Source organism: Rickettsiales endosymbiont of Peranema trichophorum (genome assembly GCF_004210275.1).
GTDB lineage: Bacteria > Pseudomonadota > Alphaproteobacteria > Rickettsiales > Midichloriaceae > RICK02.
Genome location: NZ_SCFA01000028.1, coordinates 1 through 22,849 on the forward strand (window position 1 = coordinate 1; position 22,849 = coordinate 22,849).

Sequence of the window (22,849 nt, forward strand, 5' to 3'; positions counted from 1 at the left end):
ATCACAGGCAACAAGTCCTTATGAAACATACCCTTCTTGAGTTGTGATACGTATGTATGTGACCCATAAAACTGTGCTCTTTGTATATAGTGGGACTCCTGTCTATTCTCCATTTCTACTATGTAGATCTTTCCAGACTCGTCCTTACACTTCAAATCAAACAAGCTTCTTTTGCCCTGTCCTATGTCGGGTATTTCTTCTCCAGACATAAACTCGAGTTCTGCTATTTTTTCTCCAGGTTCTAAACGTAGTATAGCGTTTAAGAAATCCTTCAGTCTTTCCTTGTCGCCAAAGACTCTCTTAAATGCTACATCGTTTGTTGCGTCTAGGTATCTTGTCATCAGTATACTCTCTTGTGTTCATGCTTAGTACAACCCATTGTATACTATTCCGAATACTTCCTCCAGCTGTTTTATACTCCAATGATTCTGTAATCAAAAAACTACCACATCTTAGTGTGGTACCTTTTTGGTGTCAAAAGCATCCTTTTTATTTTGGTGGTTGACACACCATAGCATGTAGAGTAATTTGTGGATATGTTCGTGGTGTTTGTGACGAATAAAGGGGAAGTTTTCTGGAAGGATCAAAGCAGGCCCCATCTACGTGAGCTACAGAATAAGTGTTGATAATTATCCTATGTGATTCTCCAGCCACATAAAAAGCAGAGATTACACAAGAGGCTGCCGTGCTTCATTTCTCAAGACCAGCGATCACATCTTCTGATATACTTGTAGTTATTCAAGTCTACACCATATCGCCCATCTCCTGGCGAGAAGGGGGCCTTGACCGCAAAAGTACCGTCTCCACTAGATAACCAAGCGCGTAGATTATTGGGGCAGCATAAATGTACCAAATCCGACTTGCCGTCTCCATTAAAATCTCCTACCAAATACTTGTAGTTATTTGCACCTACAGCATATCCTGGAGCCGGGGAAAAGCGACCGTGAACAACAAAGTTACTGTTTTTCATGATATTACCTCATAATTTAATTGTATAGCCAAATAACATGTTCATTACTTCATGCTTTGTGAATCCTTATACTCAGCATAAAGCTCTCTCAGATTCATTGGCTACAGGAGTACAGTTGGAAAACCCCCACCCACTGTTAAAAGTAACACAATCGAAACACGACGCTTTTGCTTAGCTATTTTGTGTTTTGTTAAACATAATCAACACGGAACGAGTATCATATCCCTTTTCTTAACGCAAATGAAATATTTCATTTGTGTAAATATTTTTAACAATCATCGGCTAATCAACGATATATTGTATGTGCTTGCATGAATCTGGGCCTCTAGCACATTGGCTAACCTTTATATCCGGAGGTGATAGGATAATCCCTCTCACGACCAAAAGGCCTTGGACTAAGTCTCACTCCAGGCGCTGATTGCCGCCTTTTATACTCCGCGGATTTTACTAGGTGAACCACCTTGTTCACTATCATAGAGTCGAACCCTTGCGCAACGATCTCATCAACCGACAGATCGCACTCTATATACAAGTACAGTATGCGATCGAGCACATCATATTGCGGAAGAGAGTCGCTGTCTTTTTGATTGAACTTCAGCTCTGCTGATGGTGGCTTGATGAGAATACGTTCTGGCATCACCGGAAACACAGGATTTTGAACGGGAATGGATTTTGGTATAGCACTGTTTCTAAATTTTGAGATTTTAAACACATCAGTTTTATACAGATCCTTAATTGGGTTGAAAGCTCCACATGTGTCACCATATAATGTAGTATAGCCTGTCGCTGTTTCGCTTTTATTCCCTGTTGTCAAGACCATCCTTCCCGTGGAGTTGGATGTCGTCATCAATACAACACCCCTCACACGTGCTTGTAAGTTTTCATATGCCACATCTGACATATTTGGCATGATGTTTTTTGCAGCGTCTACGATTGGAGATATATCGATGACCCTATGATGGGTCCCCAATAACTTGGCGACACTCTCTGCATCTTTTATGCTTTCCTTGCTTGTAAAACACGATGGCATCATTGTGGTATATACCTTGTCACCCCCCAAGCTATCTGTCGCGATCGCAGATACCAAAGCAGAATCTATGCCTCCTGAAAGACCTAGCAGTACAGTATCGAAGTTATTGCGGACAACATAGTCATGTAGACCCAACACCATAGCTCCGTAGGCTAGATCACAGTCCGCATATTCATCGATTCGCTTGCCTGATACTATGGTATTATCATTGATTCGTATGACACCAACATCTTCCACAAATGGCTTCAACACGAATTTTAATTCACCATCGTATCCAAAGCTTCTACCGTCATATATAATCCCGTCTTGCCCCAGCACTTGATTACAATAAATGATAGGTACCTTAGTCTCATTGAATCTTGCTCGGACCATATTCAATCTTACATCAAATTTGCCCTTTTCAAATGGAGAACCATTTGGTACCAGAAATAATTCAGCACCTTCTGCTTTTAGCTTCTTTGTGACATCGTCAAACCATATATCCTCACACACAGGCACGCCTATCCTCATTCCATTTACATTAATGATCTGTGGAGTACCACTTATAAAGTAACGTTTCTCATCAAAGATGCCGTAATTCACAATGTGTTTTTTTCCAGTTTGGCCTATGATCTCACCATTTTGAATTGCAATAACACCATTCTCTAAACCATATTGTGTTTGAATTGGCGTAGGGAGCAACAGCGCAGTACTTCCAACGATACTAGTTAAATCTTTGACATAACCATCAAGCTCTCTTATGAAACCTGGCTTTAACAAGAGGTCTTGAGGAGTATACCCAGTTGTCACAAGCTCAGGAAACATGCATATGCTACACTGACGATCTAGTGCTTCCCTATAATGGTCCTTGATGATCTTAAAGTTGAAATCCAAGCCACCTATCATTGGTTTAACCTGCGCTACGTATATTTGCATACCATCCTATTTTGATTAACTTATTACCGCCACAATGTGCAAATAATCACTGTTTATGAACGATATATTACCACACACTAAGCAGCATCTCTATATTTATCACAATAGACCCACGCACTTATAGCATATTGAGGTGTATCACTACTAATGCTATAGTGTCTATATTGTGTTCATTTTTAGTGTTGTAACATGCGCTGTTCGTACTACTGTTGCGGCGATGTATTCGATTTGCCCAAAATAGTAACAAAGTTGGGTCATTCTGTTGCCGTTGCAAAAATTCATGAAAATGAAGTGTTGTTAGTTCAACTAATAGATGACGCAAATAATATAAAAGAATTATTTATATTTAGCTATGGTTGTGTAGCGTTCTGGGACTTTGCATTATCTCAAGAGACCGAATTTTTAAGATCCATAGATGATTTTTTAATCAATCCACTTACAGAGCCTATCATAGATTCCTGCAGTTATGAGCTGAATGCTGGTCACATCACTGGAATTGACGAAGAGGCTGATCTCATTACTTTAGAGTCACACGATCCTTACATTAAACTATCATTATCGTATGGATTATCGCAGTCTGTGAAGCTAACGTCCTTTGAGAATTCGGTAGATAAAACGGTTGCAGCCACAAAACACATTCCTCAAAACATAATTAAAACTGGTAAAGTGGCTCTTTCACGCAGAGTGCTATCCATTAAAATTGGTGAGTTGTTTGCAGAGCGTAACTCCATCAACCTACACAGCACAATTTTAGATACACCTGAATTTTTCTGGAGAAGACCTAGATATCAAACATATTATGACATGTCTGTGAAATTTATGGACATTCACACCAGATTGGAAATACTCAACAAACGGCTTTCAGTCATACAAGAACTATATCAGATGCTTTCTAACGAGCTTCAATACATACATGCATCAAGATTGGAGCTAGTTATCATTTTCCTCATCATGATTGAAGTAGTTTTGGGGATCTGGAGGGAGTTTTACTAGGCTTCTTTGATCCTGCCTCTTATCAGCTCTTTTGTGTTGCACTTTGTATTCTAGAGCTCGCCCAACTCCTGGCATTCCTTTGATGCTATTAATTCTTCAATAGGTTCGCAGATCATGACCCTGCCCTCTATGTCGACATCTACAACAAATCGCTTCGTGAAAGGATAATACATAGTGTCTTCTGTAGCCGTATTGCGAATTTCTATAAGATCGACAGAACCAAAATTGGAAACACCTTGAACAGTCCCAATGCATGCCCCACATTTCAAAAATGCACTCATGCCGACCAAATCCGCGTAATAGTACTCATCTTGATCGGAATTAGGGAGTTCTTCGCGTCTAACGTACAGTTTTTTGTTATGGTACTCTTCTGCCTCTTTTCTGGAATTTACTCCGTCTAGAGATATTACCGCAAAGTTCCTATTTGCCGACACAAGAGACAGTTTGTACGGTCTATTCTCAGAGTCAACAACCTTCATAAAATCCGCTATGTCCTTAGCTCTTTCAGTGAAGCACTTGACTTTCAAATACCCTTTGATCCCAAAGGTACTGGTAATAACACCTACACAGATTAATTCGCCCCTTTGGTCTACAACGTCATCTTCCGAAATCACAGAGCGTTTTTTTAGCTGCATAACGGAGCCCTGATTTTAGGACTTTGAGAGAAATTTTGAAACCCTCGCTGAAGGCTGAGCACCGACAGATATCCAATACTTGATTCTTTCATGATTTAACCGAATCCTGTCTGCATTGTCTTTCTCCAACAATGGGTTGTAGTTGCCTACAGTTTCAATAAAACGACCATCTCTAGGTGCACTAGAAGGAGCAACGACGATTCTATAGTATGGGTTCTTTTTTTTACCACCTCTACTGAGTCTAATTCTTAATGTCATTTATACTCTCTACATAACAATTGCTGATAATTTGACACAGACTAAGATATCTCTGTCCCTAAAGCAAGAAAAATTTTGATGGAATCTATAAAACTTGCCCTTAAGGCTCTGTGATATCTTCATCTTGACACAGTCTCAACATATTTTGATAAAAAGTTGCTGTGTTTGTTGGCAAGTAGTAAGTCAATGTGCTGAGCTATGAACTTCGTGACGCCTTCTACATCCTTTAACTCCTCTTGTGTAAATGTTGACAACACATAGTCAGAGACATCTGTACTATATGTAGGCTTTGATATACCAAGTCTCATTCTTGTGTACTCTACACCGATCAGTTCATCGATTGATTTCAAACCGTTGTGTCCTCCATTTCCTCCACCGCTTTTAATCTTGATCTTACCAAATGCTATGTCTAGATCGTCGTGTATAACGATAAGCTCGGATGGTGCAAATTTGTAAAACTGCAACACCTCCTGTACTGCAACACCAGATCTATTCATGTATGTTTGAGGCTTGAGCAAGAACACTTTCTGATCAAAGATCGTATGCGATGACATCTCTCCGTGAAATCTTCTGGTAAATTTTGGAAAATCAAAATGCTTGGCAATCTCATCAATCACCAGAAAGCCATAATTATGCCTCGTACGCTCGTATCGCTGATCTGGATTGCCCAACCCTACAATCAACTTGTATGTCATACCACATATCGATCTATAAGTGGCTTAAACTCAGCAAAAACATCATCATACATTTGTTTTTTAAACTCCACTATCGATGATACAACATTTTCAGAAGTCTCCCATTTCCACTCTTGAAACTCAGGGGTATCGGAAGCGCAAATGTCGATATCATCGTCACTTCCCAAAAACTCCATCAGAAACCATAACTGCTGTTGGCCACGATAAATGCCATCAAACAAGTTTGTGATATGCTCTGGAAAGTCGTACAAATGAACCTTTTGTGACACAGCAATGATCCTTGCTTTATTTGTACCAATCTCTTCTAAGAGCTCTCGAAATACAGCATATTCTGGGATTTCCTCTTCATCAACACCACCTTGGGGCATTTGCCACGAGTTTGGTGGATCTATACGCCTGCCCACCCACACCTTTTTTTGAGCATTGATGAGCACTATACCCACTCCCTTTCGGTATGGTATATTTTGAAATGGAGGCGCTGAAGATTGAAAAGAAGAAACTGAAGATGGTCCCAAGACCTCAATACACTTACCACTACCTTCGTTCATATCAACCTTCTATTTTATTGATTAGTCAGCTCATAAAGCTGTAATAAATCAAGTTGTGTGTTAGACGTAGACAATATTGAGATTAATTCTTTGCACAATTCAGCAAGATCAACTTCTTTATATGCTTCTGCACGAATTACTAAACAATTTTGTGTGTTAGAAGCTCTAATTAACCACCAGCCTTTTTTAGATTGACGTCGTATGCCGTCTAGAGCATTAAAGTCAATGTTTTGGTTACTTAAATATGACTTTAGCTCTTCAATAATCTCAAATTTTTCAGATTCTTTACAAACGAGGTGGATCGTTGGAGTAGAGTATATACTTGGCAACATCTCGCACAATTCTGCCAAACTTTTTTTTGATCTGCTTAAAATGCTCAAGAGCTTGCAACCTGCAAAGATGCCGTCATCATATCCATAATAATCGTCACCAAAAAACACATGACCGCTCATCTCAGAAGCGAAAACAATGTGCTCCTCTTTCATTTTCTGCTTGATCAAAGAGTGCCCTGTATGCCAAAGAATAGAGTTCGCACCCCACTCTTCTACCTTGCGGCATATGACGTCACTTGTTTTAATATCAAACAAAAATTTGAGCTCCTTTCTGTCAGGTTTTGAACGTTTCGCAAGTATCGATTTAACAAATAGCAGTGTTAGTTCTTCACTAGCTACTATTCTGCCTTTTTGATCTACTACACCTATTCTATCCCCGTCACCATCAAAGGCAATACCAAGATCTGCCGACTCACTACGCACCACATTTATTAAACGCTCAAGATTGGGAGGATGTGATGGATCTGCATTGCGTAAGTAGCCATCAATCTTTTCATTAATGATATGATGCTCTCCTGGCAACTTTAGTGTTAGCGCTTGGATCGCCATAGATGTGGCACCACCTGCACAGTCCCATACTACCTTCAGTCTTTTTTTACCACACTGTGGCTTTATCAAGCCAGCTACTTTCTGTACATAGCTGTCTAACACATCTTGTGTTTCTACGACACCATCCCCTCTTAAAAACAACCCTGTCTTGCTAATTTCAGCTAGTTTTTTGATATCTTTATCAAAAATAGCGCACTTATTCATCACTATTTTAAAACCGTTGTATTCGGGAGGATTATGAGAGCCAGTAATCATAATCCCAGACTGATAGTCTGATAGAGTGTGCGTTCCAAAATAAAGAACTGGAGTAGGAACAAGCCCAACCCTTAGTACATTGACGCCTGAGTCCTTCAAACCCTCGACAAGCTCTTTTTCAAGTATTGGAGAGCTGAACCTCCCATCATAACCCACCAAGACAGACAATGGCAGTCCATGCTCCTTCAATAAAACGGCGAAACTTCTGCCTAAAAAGTATCCATCCGCCGCATTGACGTTATCGCCATATATCCCTCTGATGTCGTATTTTCTTAAGATTTGTGCGTCAAATACGTGCGATGCTTCTTGTGACATTTTTTAAACGCAAGGTGACCTTTTTGTCTATGGTTACACCTAATATTGAATTTGTGCAATAGAGAAGAACTACTCTTGATCTTCGCTGGATATGAGATCAATATAAAAGTAATACATCTATTTCATATCTCTAGAACCCTGTGAATTTGAGTTTGCATGTTATCGCAGCGATCTTGATATCAATATGTTGCTTTTCAACAGCAATTGGCGGTGTAAGCAGCAAAAGCATAAAAGTCAACGCTTACGTCCCAGAGTACTGCAATGTGACACCTCAGGGCTTAAACTGTGTCACTCAACAGGAACACATACCACTTGCGATCACTAGCTCTATCAAAAAGACAACAACGACTTATCAACCTATTGAGCTTTTGCATAACAAAGAAGAATTTAAAGGGGATTATGATCTTGGTGGATATTGGACATTGGGCAATGAAAGTAAGCTAGGTACCGGTAGCGTCAGAAAAGATGCGACTGGATTTGGGTCTCAACAACATAACAGCACAGATCGCCACGTGGTAAGCAACGACCCTATTCATATTAATAGCCCTGATATTGTCCTAAATATACCCAATACGGGAAGTGATAACAATGCCAAAGATAAACCACGCAATTCTCACAACACTTTGGATAGACTCATTGTTGTCACATATCCAAGATCGGAAGACGAATGTCAAAACATACAAAATGCTTCGCAGAAATCAAATCTGATCAACAGCTTGGATAAGAAAGAGATATCAAAAGACCAAAAAACTAAGCTCATATGCATTGTCAATGGCACTAGAGCTGCATGGAACGTGTCTGCGCAGCTTAAAAAGTGGGCCAGAGGCAACAATGAGACATACAAACCCATATCTTCTAAAGATTTCACTATATCGCCTGGAACATTTAAGGTAGAACCCCGTAGTACACAGTTGGTGAGATTAGTAAAAGCAAAGGATGTGGAAGCAAATGCTGACATCGGATATGCACTATTAATGGAGAGCAGGCCAACATCAAAGCAGCAAACGTTCAGTAAAATTATACCGCTGATTTTAAAAGCGAGACAGGAAAGAAGTGGTGTCGCACTTTGCAAAGCTGAGATATACCCAGAAGCGGATTCCATCAATCTAGTCTGTCACAACTCTTCAAATGTGTACGAGGTTATCAGCAAAATAGTTGCTACTAACCAAAGCGGTGACACAAACACGATAGAATTAGGTCACTACCTACTTCCCGAAAGCACAACAGTTTACAACATTCCCATTCGCCATCAAAATTATAACACTATTGATCTCTACACAATCAATAACGGCAAAGTGTACAAGAGCAAGTTGAAGTAATGCTGTATCTTTGTCACTCCTATATCTTCTTTCTCTCATTCTCGCTACCTTCCTTGTCATTTCAATTAATTTGTGGACAGACTCTTACAAAGAAAGCATATAGCAGCCTGAAGAAGCGTAGAGGAGAACGAAGAAACGTGTAGGAACATGGAAAAACATAGGGAAGCATAGAGAATGGCGAAGAAGTAGAGAAGAATGGAAGAGCATCGAGAAAAGCAAAAACCCGCAACTGTTTATTACTTGATAGACAATTGTTACTTGACACACAAAGATCTATTTGAAGTGCAAATTAAAATGATGTATACGTCACGCAACCAACTAATCAAAGTACTCAAATGTTTAAAAGCATCAAATTGTTAGTGTTGTGTTCGTTGTTATTATTAGGGGGTTGCGCTACTCCACCTAGTATCGAGCAGATCAGGCAAGACGTGGTTGATTATAAGCTTCCTAAAACACCAGAAGAAGGCAAAGCTATTGTGTACGTTGTAAGACCAAGTATAATGGGTGCACTGATTAGCTTTAACGTTTTTCTAGATGATAAGAAACCTGAATCGGAAATGGGATTTACGCGCGCAAATCAATACATATATTTTAACGTCTCCCCAGGTGAACACCAAATATTATCAGCATCTGAGAATTGGTCTATAGTAAATATTAACGCAAAACCTAACGATGTAATATTTTTGCGACAAGATGTTCACATAGGATTTTTGGTAGCACGTAATCATATGTATCGTATTGATGAATCTGAAGGAAAATACCATGTTAAAAGACTTGCTCTGGGTACAGTAATAAAGGTAGATAAATAACCTGGAAATTTAAAGTTGTCATAGTGCGGTGATCACAGGGAAATTATCACAGCAAAATTTCCGCAGAGAAGTTACCATTGAGAATTTCACACATTTTCTTGTCTAATTGTCCAACTACGGTATAATTTCTGATGAACCTGATAACGTATTCCTAAACAAAGCGTGATTAGTATATACAACACACTAACGGATCGAAAAGACATTTTTGTTCCACAAGACAGTACAGACGTGACTATGTATGTATGTGGACCCACTGTTTACGACGTTCCACACATAGGAAATGCACGATCTGCTGTGGTGTATGACGTGCTGTATAGACTACTGCGATACCACTATCCAAAAGTCACTTACGTCAGAAATATCACAGACGTGGATGACAAAATTATTGAGGTGGCTCAACACTCCGGAGAATCAATTTCTTCCTTAACATCTAGAATCACTGATTGCTACCATCAGGATTTATCAGCATTAAATTGCCTCCAACCAACCATTGAACCAAAGGCAACGGAGCATATACCGGAGATGATAGAGATGGTAGAAACTCTAATCAGAAACAACAATGCATACTGTGCAGAAGGGCATGTGTTGTTTGATATCAGCAGCTACGAACATTACGGACAATTGTCAAAAACTACAGTACAAAACATGATAGCGGGAGCACGAATTGAAGTCGCACCCTTTAAGAAAAATCCATGTGACTTCGTACTGTGGAAACCCTCCAAAGCCTACGAGGAAAGCGTAAGCTTTAATAGCCCTTGGAGCAGAGGAAGGCCAGGGTGGCATTTGGAATGTTCCGCGATGAGCAAAAAGTACTTGGGGGAGACGTTTGACATACATGGTGGCGGTTCCGATCTGGTATTTCCACATCACGAAAACGAACTGGCACAGAGCAGATGCGCAACACACGGAACATTTGCACAATACTTTGTCCATAATGGCTTTCTCACTGTCGAAGGAGAAAAAATGAGCAAAAGCTTAGGCAATTTCTTGACATTAAGAAGCGTACTGAATAAAGGTATGGAGGGTGCTGTATTGCGGTATTTCTTTTTGACGACACATTACAGAAAACCACTCAATTACACCCACAAAGGAATCGAAGACGCTAAAAGAAGCATTGCAAAGTTTCGAGAAGCTTTAAAGCGTGTAAACGTAGATAAGATGTCCAACGAACCTATGACGCTTGATTTAGATTTTATAGAAAGCTTGAGAGATGACATCAACACACCAAGAGCTTTTGCATTGATGCATTCGTTTGCTAACAGCGCTATCAGTGGCGACGACAATTCCCTTAAACATTTATACATGGCTATGAAGCTTCTTGGGTTCGATTTGGTTCAAACATCAACACATAACGAACACAGCCACATACCAACTGAGGTAAAAACGCTTGCAGATGAACGACTTCAACTCAGACAATCTAAACAATGGACAGAAGCGGATCTTGTAAGAAAAAAAATAGCTGCACTTGGATACAGCATAGAAGACACAGAGACCGCATATAATCTGATACGTATTGAAAACCATGACAACACCCCCAAATAAAATGTCATAAATCTCATCTTTTTGTTGACATATCAAACTATTTCATTAAAAACATTCCTAAAGCATAATCTTTTTGCCATTGCGAGATGAATTTCCTACTTCTTATTCTTTGTTAGTGTTATGGAGAAAGTTCGCCCACGTCCAGACACGATAAAGAAGATTGACATAGTCAACAATCTGCACCGTCTCAATCCCGACATACCTCTAGCAAAGCTTGTTTCGGCCGTCTCAACATTTTTTGAGCAAATCGCAACGGCATTAACTTCAGGTGATCGGATTCAAATCAGGGGATTTGGCTCTATAACGACCAGAAGCCACAACAGCAGAACTGTCAACAATCTTAGGGGTATGAGTTACATTATACCGGCAAGATACGCAGTTCACTTTAAAGCCAGCGAGAAGTTGATAGAGTACTTGAATACACCAAAGAAGCAAGAGAACGAGTAATACCAACTCTCATTTTTAAATGATTCAAAACGGATTTTGTGAAACTCGGCTCTGCGCACCTATTTCAATACGCTTACGCAGCCTCATCCTCAAATCCATTTGCCTGATTTAATCTGAAACTTGGTATAAGAGCTTGTGTCCCCAAATTAATTGGAATTTGTATAATCTTACTGTCACTTAATTGTCTGAGGTGTATACGAAACTGTTCTTTCTCGCTGCAAATCTTTGTACAGTTTGTGGACTGCATACCCACTTCTTACCATCGCCTGATTGACGTTTAGATGGTTTGCATAACAATACCCCAATCGCCTACCATAACAGTCAATTCCTTCACTTGTACAAGCAACAGTTTTGCCTATCACTAGCCTTGATAAGTTCATTTTTGCTAACTGGCCTGCGCTCGTCCCATTTAGACACTCATGACTTGCGCTTTGTGAATCAACCTCTGGAGCATTTATATCTTTCAATCTTATTTTTGTATCATTAATCACTATAGTATCTCCATCAAGTATACACGTAGGCATTCCCACAAACAGCCCAACATCAGAGGTACTAGTGCTCCACATTACAAAAGATACTGCCAATAGCATAGTTGGCAGCACAAGACGATATTCCCAGAGATTTTTATCATGACTCATGGCGCAATTAGATCAAACTAGGGGACACAGGCTCTTCTCACTTGTTAAGAAAGCTGTTAAGCGCTTTGTTTATATTTTTATAGCAATTCACATGTAGTATTATATAATCGGTTCAAACTTGCAACTTCTGTTCAAACTACTTGTACTTGCGCAGATAACTTTAGCACAAATGTTTCTTTGAGTATCTTATGAATGATGTAGTGAAGAAGTTTTCAACCTCATCTACTGTTGTCGGAATAATAGGCCTAGGGTACGTCGGCTTACCTCTAGCACACAGATTTGCTATGTCCGGCTTAAAGGTGATAGGCTTTGACATTGACCCTGATAAAATTGCAATTCTTGCTAGTGGTAAGACGTATATTCAGCACATCCGCCCAGAAACAATACAAGAAATGCTGAGACGTAAATTCCTACCAACTTGTGACTTCTCCAAGATCAAAGAGGTTGATGCCATCATCATATGCGTACCTACACCTTTGAACAGGTATAAGGAGCCAGATCTTACTTACATCATCGGCTCTATGAACAGCATTGCACCATATCTACGAGATGGACAGTTGTTGTCACTGGAGTCTACTACCTACCCTGGTACCACCGATGAAGAAATAGTGACCAGAATTGAACAACTTGGATTTAAAGTGGGTCAGAACTATTTTGTGGTTTACTGCCCAGAACGTGAAGATCCTGGCAACGAAACGTTTGGCTTACAATCCATCCCTAAGATTATAGGTGGCCACTCAGACACCTGTTTAGCCGCAGGGACGGCTTTATACGCTCAAGTGATTGACAAGCTGGTACAGGTCAGCTCAACTCGTGCTGCAGAGATGACCAAATTACTGGAGAACATACATCGTGCGGTCAACATTGGACTAGTCAACGAAATGAAAATCGTAGCAGATAAGATGGGACTTGATATTCATGAAATTATCGCGGCCGCATCAAGCAAGCCATTTGGCTTTGTACCTTACTATCCTGGTCCTGGAGTTGGTGGACATTGCATTCCTATCGATCCATTTTATCTCACATGGAAAGCGAGGGAATTCGGTATAAGAACAAGATTCATAGAGCTTGCAGGCGAGATCAATGATTTTATGCCAAAGTACTTTGTGAATCAGATCTCCATAGCGTTAAACGAACAGCATAAGGCAATCAAAGGTAGTAAAATCTTAATTCTCGGCATTTCTTACAAGAAGAATGTGGACGATGCAAGAGAATCACCATCGGTTTTTATGATGGACTTGCTGAGGGAAATGGGTGCAGCCCTCAGCTACTCTGATCCATATTTTCCACATTTCCCAAAAATGAGAGAGCACACTTATGATCTAGATAGTCTCAGCCTCGGTCGATCAGTTTTGGAAAATTTTGACTGTGTCGTCATCGCAACTGATCATGACCAATTTGATTACGATATGATCAACGCACATTCCAAAATCCTGATAGACACTAGAGGAATCTTAAAGAAGTTTGGGTATCGCTCTTAAATTCAGTTATATCAAACTGATATGATTACACCGTCCCACGACGAAGCTTGTAAAAACCTATAAAGCTTTGCAAAAGAGGAGACAAGTACATCAGCGGTATGAAATATAGGTTGTGTATGGCGATATTATGAAACAGCATAGGTAAAATTACTGTTAGCAACACTATACCAACTAGCTGTATTTTTTGAACTGGGGACTGCATCTGTTTATACCTTTTCGTCAACAATACACTTAAGACAAGCACAATCGACGAAACACAGTATAAAGGCCATGATATTCTAAAGTGCCCATGTACTCTTGCTTGATTGCTGATTTTGACGCCTTCAGGATCTGTACTCAACAGTTGCCATACAAACTTCTCCTGTGGCTCTATGGTTCTGACATCAGCTTTGTCGTTTGCTACCAAATTTAATGAATACTTATCAAAGTATAAAATAGATACCTGCCCTGTTTTTAAGTTTTTCTCCTGATGAGTGCCATTATAAAGTTGAAAGAACGTCATACCATCGTTTTTAATAATTGCACCTTTTTGTGCGGAGATAAACTTGGAAACACTTGGTGAGCGACCATCGTAAACCACAATGCCTTCGTACGTATTTTCGTGCTTTTTGTATACATAAAACGTCACCTTACTTTGTGAGTTGAAGATGTTTTCCTCAAGCAAAATAGAGGCGTAATGATTGCGAAAATAATTTTGTGAACTTTTAAAGCCCGTGTAACTCATAGGCAACAGATACAGTGAGATCGCGTAATGTAAGCTCAGTATCAGAACCATGAAATACAATACCGGTTTGGATATTTGTAGTTCGCTTAGTCCACTGCTTTTTAATACGTTCAACTCATTATCGGATAACAATCTGTATAAAGTGATAATGGTGGTAAACAGCAACGCAAAAGGAGTCACTATAAATGCGATGTGTGGTATCAGGTAGATAGTAATTTTTAGAAAATCAATAAAGGTCAATCCACGATTCACTATCATGTCTATTGTCTTCATCGAATACACGATCCACACTATACCAAGCAACGTGGCCATAATCACACAAAACTGATATAACAGCAACCTGCTAATGTAACTAACAAAAATCTTCATTGGTTTGCTAACTTTTTAATGTGGTATACCACAAGCAAAACACTTTACTACAGAAGTTGCAGTAAAAAGTGTACATCGCAATTGTATACTACTATATCAGCGGGATGTCACCAGCATTTTGTGGTTTATACTTTTTTATCGAATCCAGCAATGACGCTTTTAGAAGGTACGATACCGCTGTGTAACTCCAATTTCATTTGCTGATTAGATATAATACTGTCCCGGACCTTTTGCATTGCAAGGCCCTCATCTTGGTATACATCATATTCTTCTAATATATCCACAATCTGCTCACATGTTAAATTTCTCAGCTGTACAACGCTTGCAATACCAGTGCTTGCTAAAAATGCTGCGCCGCCCTTACCGCTCAGCTCCATCAATGCTAGCTCCGACACCCACTGATTACGACGCGGTTCATTTACCCAGTCTATACAAAATGCAATCAGTTGATGTATCTGTTCTCCATTAAGCTGCTCTACTACATCTTCTTTAACTCCATAAGTCATCAGAACATCTTTTGCTTGTTTCAAATCTTTGACCATATCCAGGCACTCAACATGACATATAACTTTATTTTAGTAAGATTTCCTAAAACAAGTCAATTATCATTTAGTTTCTTTCGAAAAATCACAAATTAATGCGATGAACCCATTATTTTCTTAATTCTCTTCAAATACATCGCCTTTTTAAGCTGCGATGCTCTGTCAAATATTGTGATACCCTCCAAATGATCAATCTCGTGCTGAAGGCATGTGGCAAGTATTCCAGTTGCTTCTAGAGATTGTTCGCGACCATAATAATCCAGAAATCTAACCACAACGGACGCGGGACGTGTAACATTAACGTGCAGCTCGGGAACAGATAAACATCCTTCGTTATATTTGTTTGTATCTGACGAATGACTTATTATTTCTGGATTCACCAAAAACAATGGTTGTCCACCATGACATTGTTCATTTAGTCTACCACCACTATAATAATCTATGTCGATCACAACTATTCTTTTTGGTATACCTACCTGCACTCCTGCAATACCGATACCTCTGTAGTGATGACACATTATTAACATATCGTCCATCAGAGCTCTGGCTTCATCGTCGACAGATTTCAAATGCTGCGAACTCTGGTGAAGCATCACATCAGGCTCGATGACTAAATTATACGAAAGCTTTTTAAGACTTTTCATGGTATCTGGACTACCCTAAACGCGCATTGTTCTATAGTATTTTAACACAAACTTTATAAAACTGTATCATAAATAATAGATACTAGAGCGATGTACATCTTCTGGATTATTAAAGGCAGGGTATCTCCCTATGACATCTTTCACTTTTTCTCAAAACCACATGTGATACTAAGCTTCAGATTAAATCAGGCAAATGGATTTAAGGATGAGGCTGCGTAAACGTATTGAAATACCTCCGTAGAGCCGAGTTTCACATCCTCCTTGAAAGGGTTGCTGGGACTTGATTATCAAGGTTGTTATTGATAATGTGTGAGGTCATCACCATATCTACAATCCCCATGTCTATCAATCGCTTATACGGCTCTAGCTCTGTATGGGTCCAAGTTTGAGTTACGTCCACCATACCAAGGTGCGTATCTCCCATAGCGCTACCATGCCCTGGAAAGTGCTTTAAAGAAGTCAGGATCCCGACTTCATGCATTCCTGTAATCATCGAAGTGGCGTATTTCACAACCGTTGTGACATTTGTTCCAAAGCTCCTCTCTAGCCCTCCTATCACAACACACGGTGGTTTCTGATCTATGTCAACAACAGGCCCAAAAACTAGGTTGCACCCTACCCTTTTTACATCTAGCGCCATTTTCTTGTAATAGCGATGAGCTCCCCGTGGTTTTAGCTCTTGGCAACGCGTTTAGCAGACAAGTAATTTTCAAAACCGTTAGACTGATTTAAACGTGATACATGGCCTCCCTACTGGTCTATACCGATGAATATTGGTACTTTAGCCTCTGCTGCCGCAGCCTTAAAAGCTTGTGTCAATTTCATGACTTGTTGTTCGCTTTCTATATTGTACTTGTACAATATGACTCCACTCACATAACCATTTTTAATGTCATCTAGTAATTTTTTGACGTCTTGATCATCTGTACTTGTTCCTTGAAAACCTACCATGATCATTTGCCTTATCGACCGATCGTCTATACTAGCATTTCCACAAAATGGCGACACAATAAAGGCAAAAACAGTTAGACAGGCATCAGTCTCATATTTTTTGTAGATTTAAGCGTTGAAGCAGCGATTCATCTCTTTCAGGAATCGGGTTATTTGCAGTAAGAAGCTTCTCTCCATAAAAAATAGAATTAGCACCAGCTATGAAGCACAATGCCTGAAGCTCATCTGACATATCTTCCCGTCCTGCTGAAAGCCTGACGTAAGATGTAGGCATTAAAATTCTTGCTAGTGCTATGACACGAATGAAATCGAACGGATCAATAGCGTCTTGATTTTGAAGAGGCGTACCAGGAATCCTGATTAATTTATTAATTGGAACAGATTCTGGAGACTCGTCCAAATTTGCAAGCGTCACCAACATTTTGACTCGATCTTCGTTTGTTTCTCCCATACCCATGATACCACCGCAACATACTTTCATACCGGCCTTTTTGACCGCCTCAATGGTATTTAACCGATCCTGAAATGTACGTGTGGTAATGACTTGCGCGTAAAATTCTGGCGAAGTATCAATGTTATGGTTATAGAAATCCAAACCAGCTTCTTTTAATTTCTGAGCTTGAGCACTGGTCAACAAACCCAACGTCATACATGTTTCGAGACCCAGCCCTTTTACCCCCTTCACCATCTCACATATTTTCTCCATATTGCGATCATGAAGTCCACGCCATGCTGCTCCCATACAAAACCTCGTGCTGCCATTCTCCTTTGCTTTTGTAGCGGCTTGCACCACGTCACTCACATCCATTAGCGCTTCCATTTGAACGCCTGTCTTATAACGTGCAGACTGAGGACAGTATGCGCAGTCTTCTGGACAGCCTCCCGTTTTTATGCTAAGGAGTGTACTGACCTGTATGGAGTTTTTCTTAAAATGTTTGAGATGGACTTTTTGCGCTTTATGAATAAGTTCCATGAACGGCATTTCAAAGACTGCCTTTGCTGCTTTAAATGTCCAGTGTCGTTTTTTGTTCACCTGATGATCAAGGAAGTTGTTGGTTAATAAGATGTATGAGCAGTATCAGCAACACGTAAAAGACCTACGCTGCACAAACAAATATCGTCAGTTACATGGCAGATGTCAAGTTAATCAAGACAAATGCATTAACTTTTCAACAAACGATTACCTCAACTTAAGCACAAATCACAGTGTTATTGAGGCTGTTGTTGTGGCTGCACAAGAATACGGTGTGGGCGCAACTGGCTCACGACTGCTATCAGGAGATCGAGATTGCTTTCACACCATAGAGTCCTCCATCGCTAAAAGCAAGGGTATGGAAGAAGCTATCATCTTCAGCAGTGGCTTTCAAGCGAACGTATCTGCTCTCAGTGCTCTTCTTAGTGCAGACGTCTTAGGGGCACCACCCTTGGTTTTTTTTGACAAGCTTAATCACTCAAGCCTGTATCAAGGAGTCTTTTTAAGTGGAGCAGAACTAGTCAGGTACAGGCACAACGACATGGTTCACTTGGAGGTTCTTTTAAAACAACACAAAAACGACCATAGGCACAAGTTTATTATCGCAGAGACACTATTTGGTATGGATGGGGACGTGTTGCCAATTCATGATGTAGCAGAGCTGGCTAAGCAGCACCATGCGATCCTATATCTAGACGAAGCCCATGCCACAGGCATACTTGGCCCACTTGGCTATGGTTTATCGACAGCGATCGACTTAGATGGTCTCCATTGTATAGTGATGGGCACTTTTAGCAAAGCATTGGGTTGCAGCGGAAGTTATATAGCATGCTCTAAAACCATTAAAGAATACCTCATCAACAAGGCAACAGGTTTTGTATATTCAACTGCCCCTTCACCTGCAATCATGTGCGGCGCGTTAAAGGCCTGGAGGATGCTACCAGAGATGGTCAATGAGAGATCCCAACTGCAACATCTCTCTAGCATCCTAAGAAGCAAATTATCAAAATCAAATTTTGATATAGGAGCCTCTGTCACTCATATAGTGCCTATTATTGTTGGAGAGGAACGTGTAGCCATCGACATGATGAACAACTTGATGAACAACAATCTCATCGTCTCTTGTGTTAGACCGCCCACTGTTCCGCCTGGGACCTCTAGGTTGCGCATTGCTTTATGCAGCCACCATCAGGAGAAGGACCTAGACCTGTTAGTATCAACTCTGGAACGTATTTGATGACACATATCATATTTTCAAATGGCTTTGGTTTTGATAATCGTTTTTGGGCACAATTATCAGAATTATTTCGAGACGACAAAGATGTGTCAGTGTATTGCAAACACATCAATCACCTTACAGCATACAACAGGGATAATAGGAAAGTGATAGGCATTGCGCACTCACTAGGATTTCCCAAATTGATTCATAGCAATCAGGGGTTTGACTATCTAATCGGGCTAAATGCCTTTGTAAACTTTCTGGGCACTGGAAGACTTCAAAAAAGGAGAGGTCGCGAACTGGTAATGTTTCAAAAGCAGCTACAGCAAAATCCAACAAAGACACTAAATGCATTTTACACCAAATGTGGAGCATCTGGTTGGAACGCGCTAGAAGCAAACCTACACTTGCTTTATCAAGATATTGTACTTTTAAATCAAGCATATGTTGCACCATCACACATTCCAACATTGATCATTAGCGCTGCTGACGACCCTATAGTACCACTTGAAGTCGTACACGATAATTTCGATGAGCTTGAGAACGTCACAATTGATATTCTCCCAAGGGGCCTACATGCATTAGGACTAGTTGATGCAAAATTAATATACCAAAAGATCCATCATTTTATTAATCATGCCAACTAAAGAACGCATTAAGAGCCGTTTTGATGCCGCAAGCACATCGTATGATTTGGTGGGGCATGTACAGAGGGAAAGCGCTGCATTTTTGCTTGAAATAGTACGGGAGCTGGACGCTGCCTTTTATCCCAAGACAATTTTAGATCTTGGGACGGGTACAGGCTATGTTACAAAACTTTTAATGAAGCATTATAGTGATTCTTTGTACACGCTAAACGACATATCTCCCAAGATGATTGAAATTGTGCAAAGAAAGTTTAGGGACAACAGTAGGCTTTCTTTTTGTACAGGAGACATGGAAAGACTGCAATTTGCAAAACACCAGCTCATTGTTAGCAATCTTGCTTTTCAATGGGTAGGAGATTTATATGGTTCTATTACCAAATTCACAAACAAAGCAGACGTTTTTGCATTTTCTTGTCTTCTCGACGGAACTTTTCAGGAGTGGAATGACATACTAACTGGTTATGGTGTAAATTCTGGCATAAAAAGTTATCCTAAACTTCAAAGAATTCGTCAATTCTGCAGTGATTTTGATACAAGATATCTTGCTCTGAAGACAAGGGATGTAAAAGTAAAATTTCAAAATGCGCATGATTTCATAAGGTACTTAAAGGCTTTAGGTGCTACAGCTACAGACACCACAATTCCGACAAGTACCTTGAGAATGTTGATGCGTAAGTATTGCAATGAATTGGAAATAAGTTATAAGATCTTTTATGCTGTTCTTGCAAAATAAGTAAGCATACAGTTGGCAAAATATTGGTTGTATAGGTCATATGCAGGTGTTTATTATTGGCACAGATACTGGAGTAGGTAAAACTTTAATTTGCAGCTGGTTGTGTTTAAAAACGGGCTACGATTATTACAAACCTATACAGACAGGCCCTGAAAGAGATACCGCGGCAGTATTGGACATAGCTGGTGTCCAGGTGCACATGGAGAGCTATTATTACAAGACTCCTGTATCACCACATCTTGCTGCCGCGATTGAGCAAGTGGAGATCGACATCTCAAACATTCAGGTTCCAGACAGTGCGAACTTGATTATTGAGGGTAGTGGAGGTGTATTAGTTCCACTGAATCGCACTCAGTTTATAATAGATCTTGTAAGGCGCGTAGGTCTGCCTGTGATTCTTGTAGCAAGCTCAAGACTGGGTACCATTAACCATACACTGTTGACCCTTGAGGCCTTAAGAGCAAGACATGTAAACGTTCTAGGTGTAATAATCAACGGCCCCCTAAACCAGGGTAACGCTGATGCAATATCTTACTACGGGGGTGTTGAGGTACTTGCCCAATTTGATTTTATAGACAATGTAAACAGATACAAAATTGGTACAGTGATGCTTACACCATCTCTACAACACATCTTTCAGCAACAATGAAAAAGACACTAATCGAGAGAGACAAAAGCCTGATATGGCACCCATTCTCTAACACTTTAGACGACATCACTGTCATTAAAAGGGGTGAAGGTGCCTATCTATATGATGAAAGTGACAGGCGTTATGTAGATCTGATCTCAAGTTGGTGGGTCAATATACATGGCCATGGGAATAAAACCATAGCAAATAAGATCTACGAACAAGCCTTAGCCCTTGAACATGTTGTATTTGCAGGCTTTACACATGAACCAGCTATTGAGCTATGTGATGGTCTAAAACAAATACTGCCTACACAATACAGCAAATTTTTCTTTTCTGACAATGGTTCGACCGCTTTGGAAGTATCCTTAAAAATGGCCTATCAATACTGGAGTAACAGAGGCGAGCCCAACAGGACATTGTTTTTAAGCTTTGATGGAGGGTATCACGGCGATACCTTTGGTGGGATGTCTATAGGTGTAAAGTCAGGCTTTCACGATACATTTTCATCGTTTTTGTTTAAGGTGTTAACCATACCCTACCCTGCAACTTGGACAGGTGACGATGAGGTAGAATCAAAAGAGCAAAATGCACTGAGTGTCCTTGACTCACATCTTATGAACCACGGCACTGAAATAGCAGCAATTGTACTGGAACCCTTGATACAAGGTGCGAGCGGTATGCGTATTTGCAGAGCTCAATTTATCAACGAAGTGGTCAAAAGGCTTCATCAGCAGAACATTTTAGTGATATTTGATGAGGTTATGACTGGTTTTGGTCGTACTGGAACGGATTTTGCCATGTCTCAATTAAGCGTTGAGCCTGATTTCTTATGCATTGCAAAAGGTCTGACGGGTGGATTTTTGCCACTCTCCCTGACGGTTACAAACGATAAAATATTTGATCTCGTTGTAAGCTCGAATGCCCACTATGCCTTTCCACATGGACACTCTTATACTGCCAATCCAATAGCCTGTGCTGCTGCAATAGCATCACTGGAGCTGTTTAAATCCAGCCGAACTCAAGAGGCCCTTATTGCTATTAATGAGGCTCATCATCATGGCATTCAAACCTTAGTAGACAGATGCCATAACATCTGTAATACACGTATCTTAGGAACAATCGGCGCTTTTGAAATCACCACATTGCAACACTCAACAGCAGAGTTGCGCAAAATATTCCTTAAGGAAGGATTGATACTGAGACCACTGGGTCATACAGTTTATATTCTACCCCCATACTGTATCGATCCCAACGAACTTAAAAAAGTGTATCATCAGCTATCAAATATTTTGAATGCACTATAAGTTTTATATACCAAAGATCGCTAATGACAGTCTCGTGAAAGTGTACTACAATGTCTGTAAAAGCCCATGAACTGGTAGGTTTAGAATGGAGACAACAGAAGAGAAGCAATACGAACACATACCAAGTGATATAGAAAGCTACAAAGGCAAGCTGATAAGCTTTGATTTTGCCATAAAGTACTTGCTAAGAGACAAGGGTAACTATGACATCATAGAGGGATTCATCTCTGCTTTACTAAAAGAGCAAGGGCATGAACCTGTCAAAATAGTTGGACTCCTTGAAAGCGAAAGCAATAAAGAACAATACAGTCAAAAGAAAAGCTTAGCAGACCTGATAGTAGAAGACACAAAGCATCACAAATACATAGTTGAGATAGAAAG

Annotated in this window: 27 protein-coding genes; 12 read left to right on the top strand and 15 right to left on the bottom strand. The window is 40.1% G+C overall.

Annotated elements, in window-relative coordinates; all coding sequences use genetic code 11:
• From EDM53_RS01215 to EDM53_RS01225, 3 genes are all read right to left on the bottom strand, one after another.
• A partial coding sequence (locus EDM53_RS01215; RefSeq protein WP_130121628.1) for an Rpn family recombination-promoting nuclease/putative transposase occupies positions 1-341 on the bottom strand: 341 nt, incomplete at its 3' end.
• 356 nt (positions 342-697) lie between these two features.
• Positions 698-970 carry an FG-GAP repeat domain-containing protein gene (locus EDM53_RS01220; protein ID WP_130121630.1) on the bottom strand — a complete coding sequence of 91 codons (273 nt, stop codon included), beginning with the start codon at positions 968-970 and terminating at the stop codon, positions 698-700.
• A gap of 337 nt (positions 971-1,307) precedes the next feature.
• Complete coding sequence (locus EDM53_RS01225) at positions 1,308-2,915, bottom strand: NAD+ synthase (protein ID WP_130121632.1); 1,608 nt, start codon at positions 2,913-2,915, stop codon at positions 1,308-1,310.
• A 189-nt stretch (positions 2,916-3,104) separates the two neighbouring features.
• On the opposite strand from EDM53_RS01225, the gene EDM53_RS01230 reads away from it, so the two are divergent.
• Entirely contained in the window at positions 3,105-3,908 is an 804-nt protein-coding gene (locus tag EDM53_RS01230; RefSeq protein WP_130121634.1) for an RMD1 family protein, read from the top strand.
• A 50-nt stretch (positions 3,909-3,958) separates the two neighbouring features.
• Here the strand turns inward: EDM53_RS01230 and rimM are convergent, their stop codons facing one another.
• The 5 genes from rimM to EDM53_RS01255 all read right to left on the bottom strand — a co-directional run bounded on the left by rimM (position 3,959) and on the right by EDM53_RS01255 (position 7,495).
• Entirely contained in the window at positions 3,959-4,543 is a 585-nt protein-coding gene (gene rimM, locus EDM53_RS01235; protein WP_130121636.1) for a ribosome maturation factor RimM, read from the bottom strand.
• Between the two features lie 15 nt (positions 4,544-4,558).
• Positions 4,559-4,801, bottom strand: a complete 243-nt coding sequence (gene rpsP / locus EDM53_RS01240; RefSeq protein WP_130121638.1) for a 30S ribosomal protein S16 — start codon at positions 4,799-4,801, stop codon at positions 4,559-4,561.
• A 119-nt stretch (positions 4,802-4,920) separates the two neighbouring features.
• The gene (gene pth, locus EDM53_RS01245) at positions 4,921-5,496 is read right to left on the bottom strand and encodes an aminoacyl-tRNA hydrolase (RefSeq protein WP_130121640.1); all 576 of its coding nucleotides are present in this window, start codon (positions 5,494-5,496) and stop codon (positions 4,921-4,923) included.
• Positions 5,493-6,044, bottom strand: a complete 552-nt coding sequence (locus EDM53_RS01250) for an RNA pyrophosphohydrolase (RefSeq protein ID WP_130121642.1) — start codon at positions 6,042-6,044, stop codon at positions 5,493-5,495. The genes pth and EDM53_RS01250 overlap by 4 nt, the downstream gene beginning before the upstream one ends.
• A 14-nt stretch (positions 6,045-6,058) precedes the next feature.
• Positions 6,059-7,495, bottom strand: coding sequence for a phosphomannomutase/phosphoglucomutase (locus tag EDM53_RS01255; protein WP_130121644.1), 1,437 nt, complete (start codon positions 7,493-7,495; stop codon positions 6,059-6,061).
• A gap of 152 nt (positions 7,496-7,647) precedes the next feature.
• Here EDM53_RS01255 and EDM53_RS01260 point away from each other — a divergent pair, with 152 nt between their 5' ends.
• From EDM53_RS01260 to EDM53_RS01275, 4 genes are all read left to right on the top strand, one after another.
• Complete coding sequence (locus EDM53_RS01260) at positions 7,648-8,814, top strand: fimbria/pilus periplasmic chaperone (RefSeq protein ID WP_165379536.1); 1,167 nt, start codon at positions 7,648-7,650, stop codon at positions 8,812-8,814.
• 335 nt (positions 8,815-9,149) lie between these two features.
• Entirely contained in the window at positions 9,150-9,623 is a 474-nt protein-coding gene (locus tag EDM53_RS01265) for a DUF2846 domain-containing protein (RefSeq protein ID WP_130121648.1), read from the top strand.
• A 162-nt stretch (positions 9,624-9,785) separates the two neighbouring features.
• Positions 9,786-11,165, top strand: coding sequence for a cysteine--tRNA ligase (cysS, locus tag EDM53_RS01270; RefSeq protein ID WP_242507817.1), 1,380 nt, complete (start codon positions 9,786-9,788; stop codon positions 11,163-11,165).
• A gap of 120 nt (positions 11,166-11,285) precedes the next feature.
• Positions 11,286-11,612 carry an HU family DNA-binding protein gene (locus EDM53_RS01275; protein ID WP_130121652.1) on the top strand — a complete coding sequence of 109 codons (327 nt, stop codon included), beginning with the start codon at positions 11,286-11,288 and terminating at the stop codon, positions 11,610-11,612.
• Between the two features lie 173 nt (positions 11,613-11,785).
• On the opposite strand, the gene EDM53_RS01280 is transcribed toward EDM53_RS01275, so the two are convergent.
• Positions 11,786-12,250 carry a thermonuclease family protein gene (locus EDM53_RS01280; protein ID WP_130121653.1) on the bottom strand — a complete coding sequence of 155 codons (465 nt, stop codon included), beginning with the start codon at positions 12,248-12,250 and terminating at the stop codon, positions 11,786-11,788.
• A gap of 188 nt (positions 12,251-12,438) precedes the next feature.
• On the opposite strand from EDM53_RS01280, the gene EDM53_RS01285 reads away from it, so the two are divergent.
• Positions 12,439-13,731: a nucleotide sugar dehydrogenase gene (locus EDM53_RS01285; protein WP_130121655.1), complete on the top strand. Its 1,293-nt coding sequence runs from the start codon at positions 12,439-12,441 to the stop codon at positions 13,729-13,731.
• Positions 13,732-13,756: 25 nt separating this feature from the next.
• On the opposite strand, the gene EDM53_RS01290 is transcribed toward EDM53_RS01285, so the two are convergent.
• The 6 genes from EDM53_RS01290 to bioB form a co-directional block, all read right to left on the bottom strand.
• Complete coding sequence (locus EDM53_RS01290; RefSeq protein ID WP_130121657.1) at positions 13,757-14,824, bottom strand: LptF/LptG family permease; 1,068 nt, start codon at positions 14,822-14,824, stop codon at positions 13,757-13,759.
• 125 nt (positions 14,825-14,949) lie between these two features.
• Positions 14,950-15,366: a hypothetical protein gene (locus EDM53_RS01295; RefSeq protein WP_130121659.1), complete on the bottom strand. Its 417-nt coding sequence runs from the start codon at positions 15,364-15,366 to the stop codon at positions 14,950-14,952.
• A 92-nt stretch (positions 15,367-15,458) separates the two neighbouring features.
• Positions 15,459-16,010 (bottom strand): peptide deformylase, encoded by a 552-nt coding sequence (gene def / locus EDM53_RS01300; RefSeq protein WP_130121661.1) that lies wholly within the window; start codon positions 16,008-16,010, stop codon positions 15,459-15,461.
• 250 nt (positions 16,011-16,260) lie between these two features.
• The gene (locus tag EDM53_RS06475) at positions 16,261-16,650 is read right to left on the bottom strand and encodes a glycoside hydrolase family 3 N-terminal domain-containing protein (RefSeq protein ID WP_130121663.1); all 390 of its coding nucleotides are present in this window, start codon (positions 16,648-16,650) and stop codon (positions 16,261-16,263) included.
• A 110-nt stretch (positions 16,651-16,760) separates the two neighbouring features.
• Positions 16,761-16,961 carry a hypothetical protein gene (locus tag EDM53_RS06480; protein ID WP_207215400.1) on the bottom strand — a complete coding sequence of 67 codons (201 nt, stop codon included), beginning with the start codon at positions 16,959-16,961 and terminating at the stop codon, positions 16,761-16,763.
• A gap of 91 nt (positions 16,962-17,052) precedes the next feature.
• Positions 17,053-17,994, bottom strand: coding sequence for a biotin synthase BioB (gene bioB / locus EDM53_RS01315; RefSeq protein ID WP_130121667.1), 942 nt, complete (start codon positions 17,992-17,994; stop codon positions 17,053-17,055).
• A 19-nt stretch (positions 17,995-18,013) separates the two neighbouring features.
• Between bioB and EDM53_RS01320 the strand changes: the two genes are divergently transcribed.
• From EDM53_RS01320 to EDM53_RS01345, 6 genes are all read left to right on the top strand, one after another.
• On the top strand, positions 18,014-19,171 hold the full coding sequence (locus tag EDM53_RS01320) for an aminotransferase class I/II-fold pyridoxal phosphate-dependent enzyme (RefSeq protein ID WP_242507819.1): 1,158 nt from the start codon (positions 18,014-18,016) through the stop codon (positions 19,169-19,171).
• On the top strand, positions 19,171-19,800 hold the full coding sequence (locus tag EDM53_RS01325) for a hypothetical protein (protein WP_130121669.1): 630 nt from the start codon (positions 19,171-19,173) through the stop codon (positions 19,798-19,800). Before EDM53_RS01320 ends, EDM53_RS01325 begins: the two co-directional genes overlap by 1 nt.
• Positions 19,790-20,533: a methyltransferase domain-containing protein gene (locus EDM53_RS01330; RefSeq protein ID WP_130121671.1), complete on the top strand. Its 744-nt coding sequence runs from the start codon at positions 19,790-19,792 to the stop codon at positions 20,531-20,533. The genes EDM53_RS01325 and EDM53_RS01330 overlap by 11 nt, the downstream gene beginning before the upstream one ends.
• A gap of 40 nt (positions 20,534-20,573) precedes the next feature.
• On the top strand, positions 20,574-21,182 hold the full coding sequence (gene bioD / locus EDM53_RS01335) for a dethiobiotin synthase (protein WP_130121673.1): 609 nt from the start codon (positions 20,574-20,576) through the stop codon (positions 21,180-21,182).
• A complete protein-coding gene (bioA, locus tag EDM53_RS01340; protein ID WP_130121675.1) occupies positions 21,179-22,468 on the top strand; it encodes an adenosylmethionine--8-amino-7-oxononanoate transaminase in 1,290 nt (429 codons plus the stop codon). Before bioD ends, bioA begins: the two co-directional genes overlap by 4 nt.
• A gap of 85 nt (positions 22,469-22,553) precedes the next feature.
• The coding region (locus EDM53_RS01345; RefSeq protein ID WP_130121677.1) for a PD-(D/E)XK nuclease family transposase at positions 22,554-22,849 on the top strand (296 nt) is incomplete at its 3' end.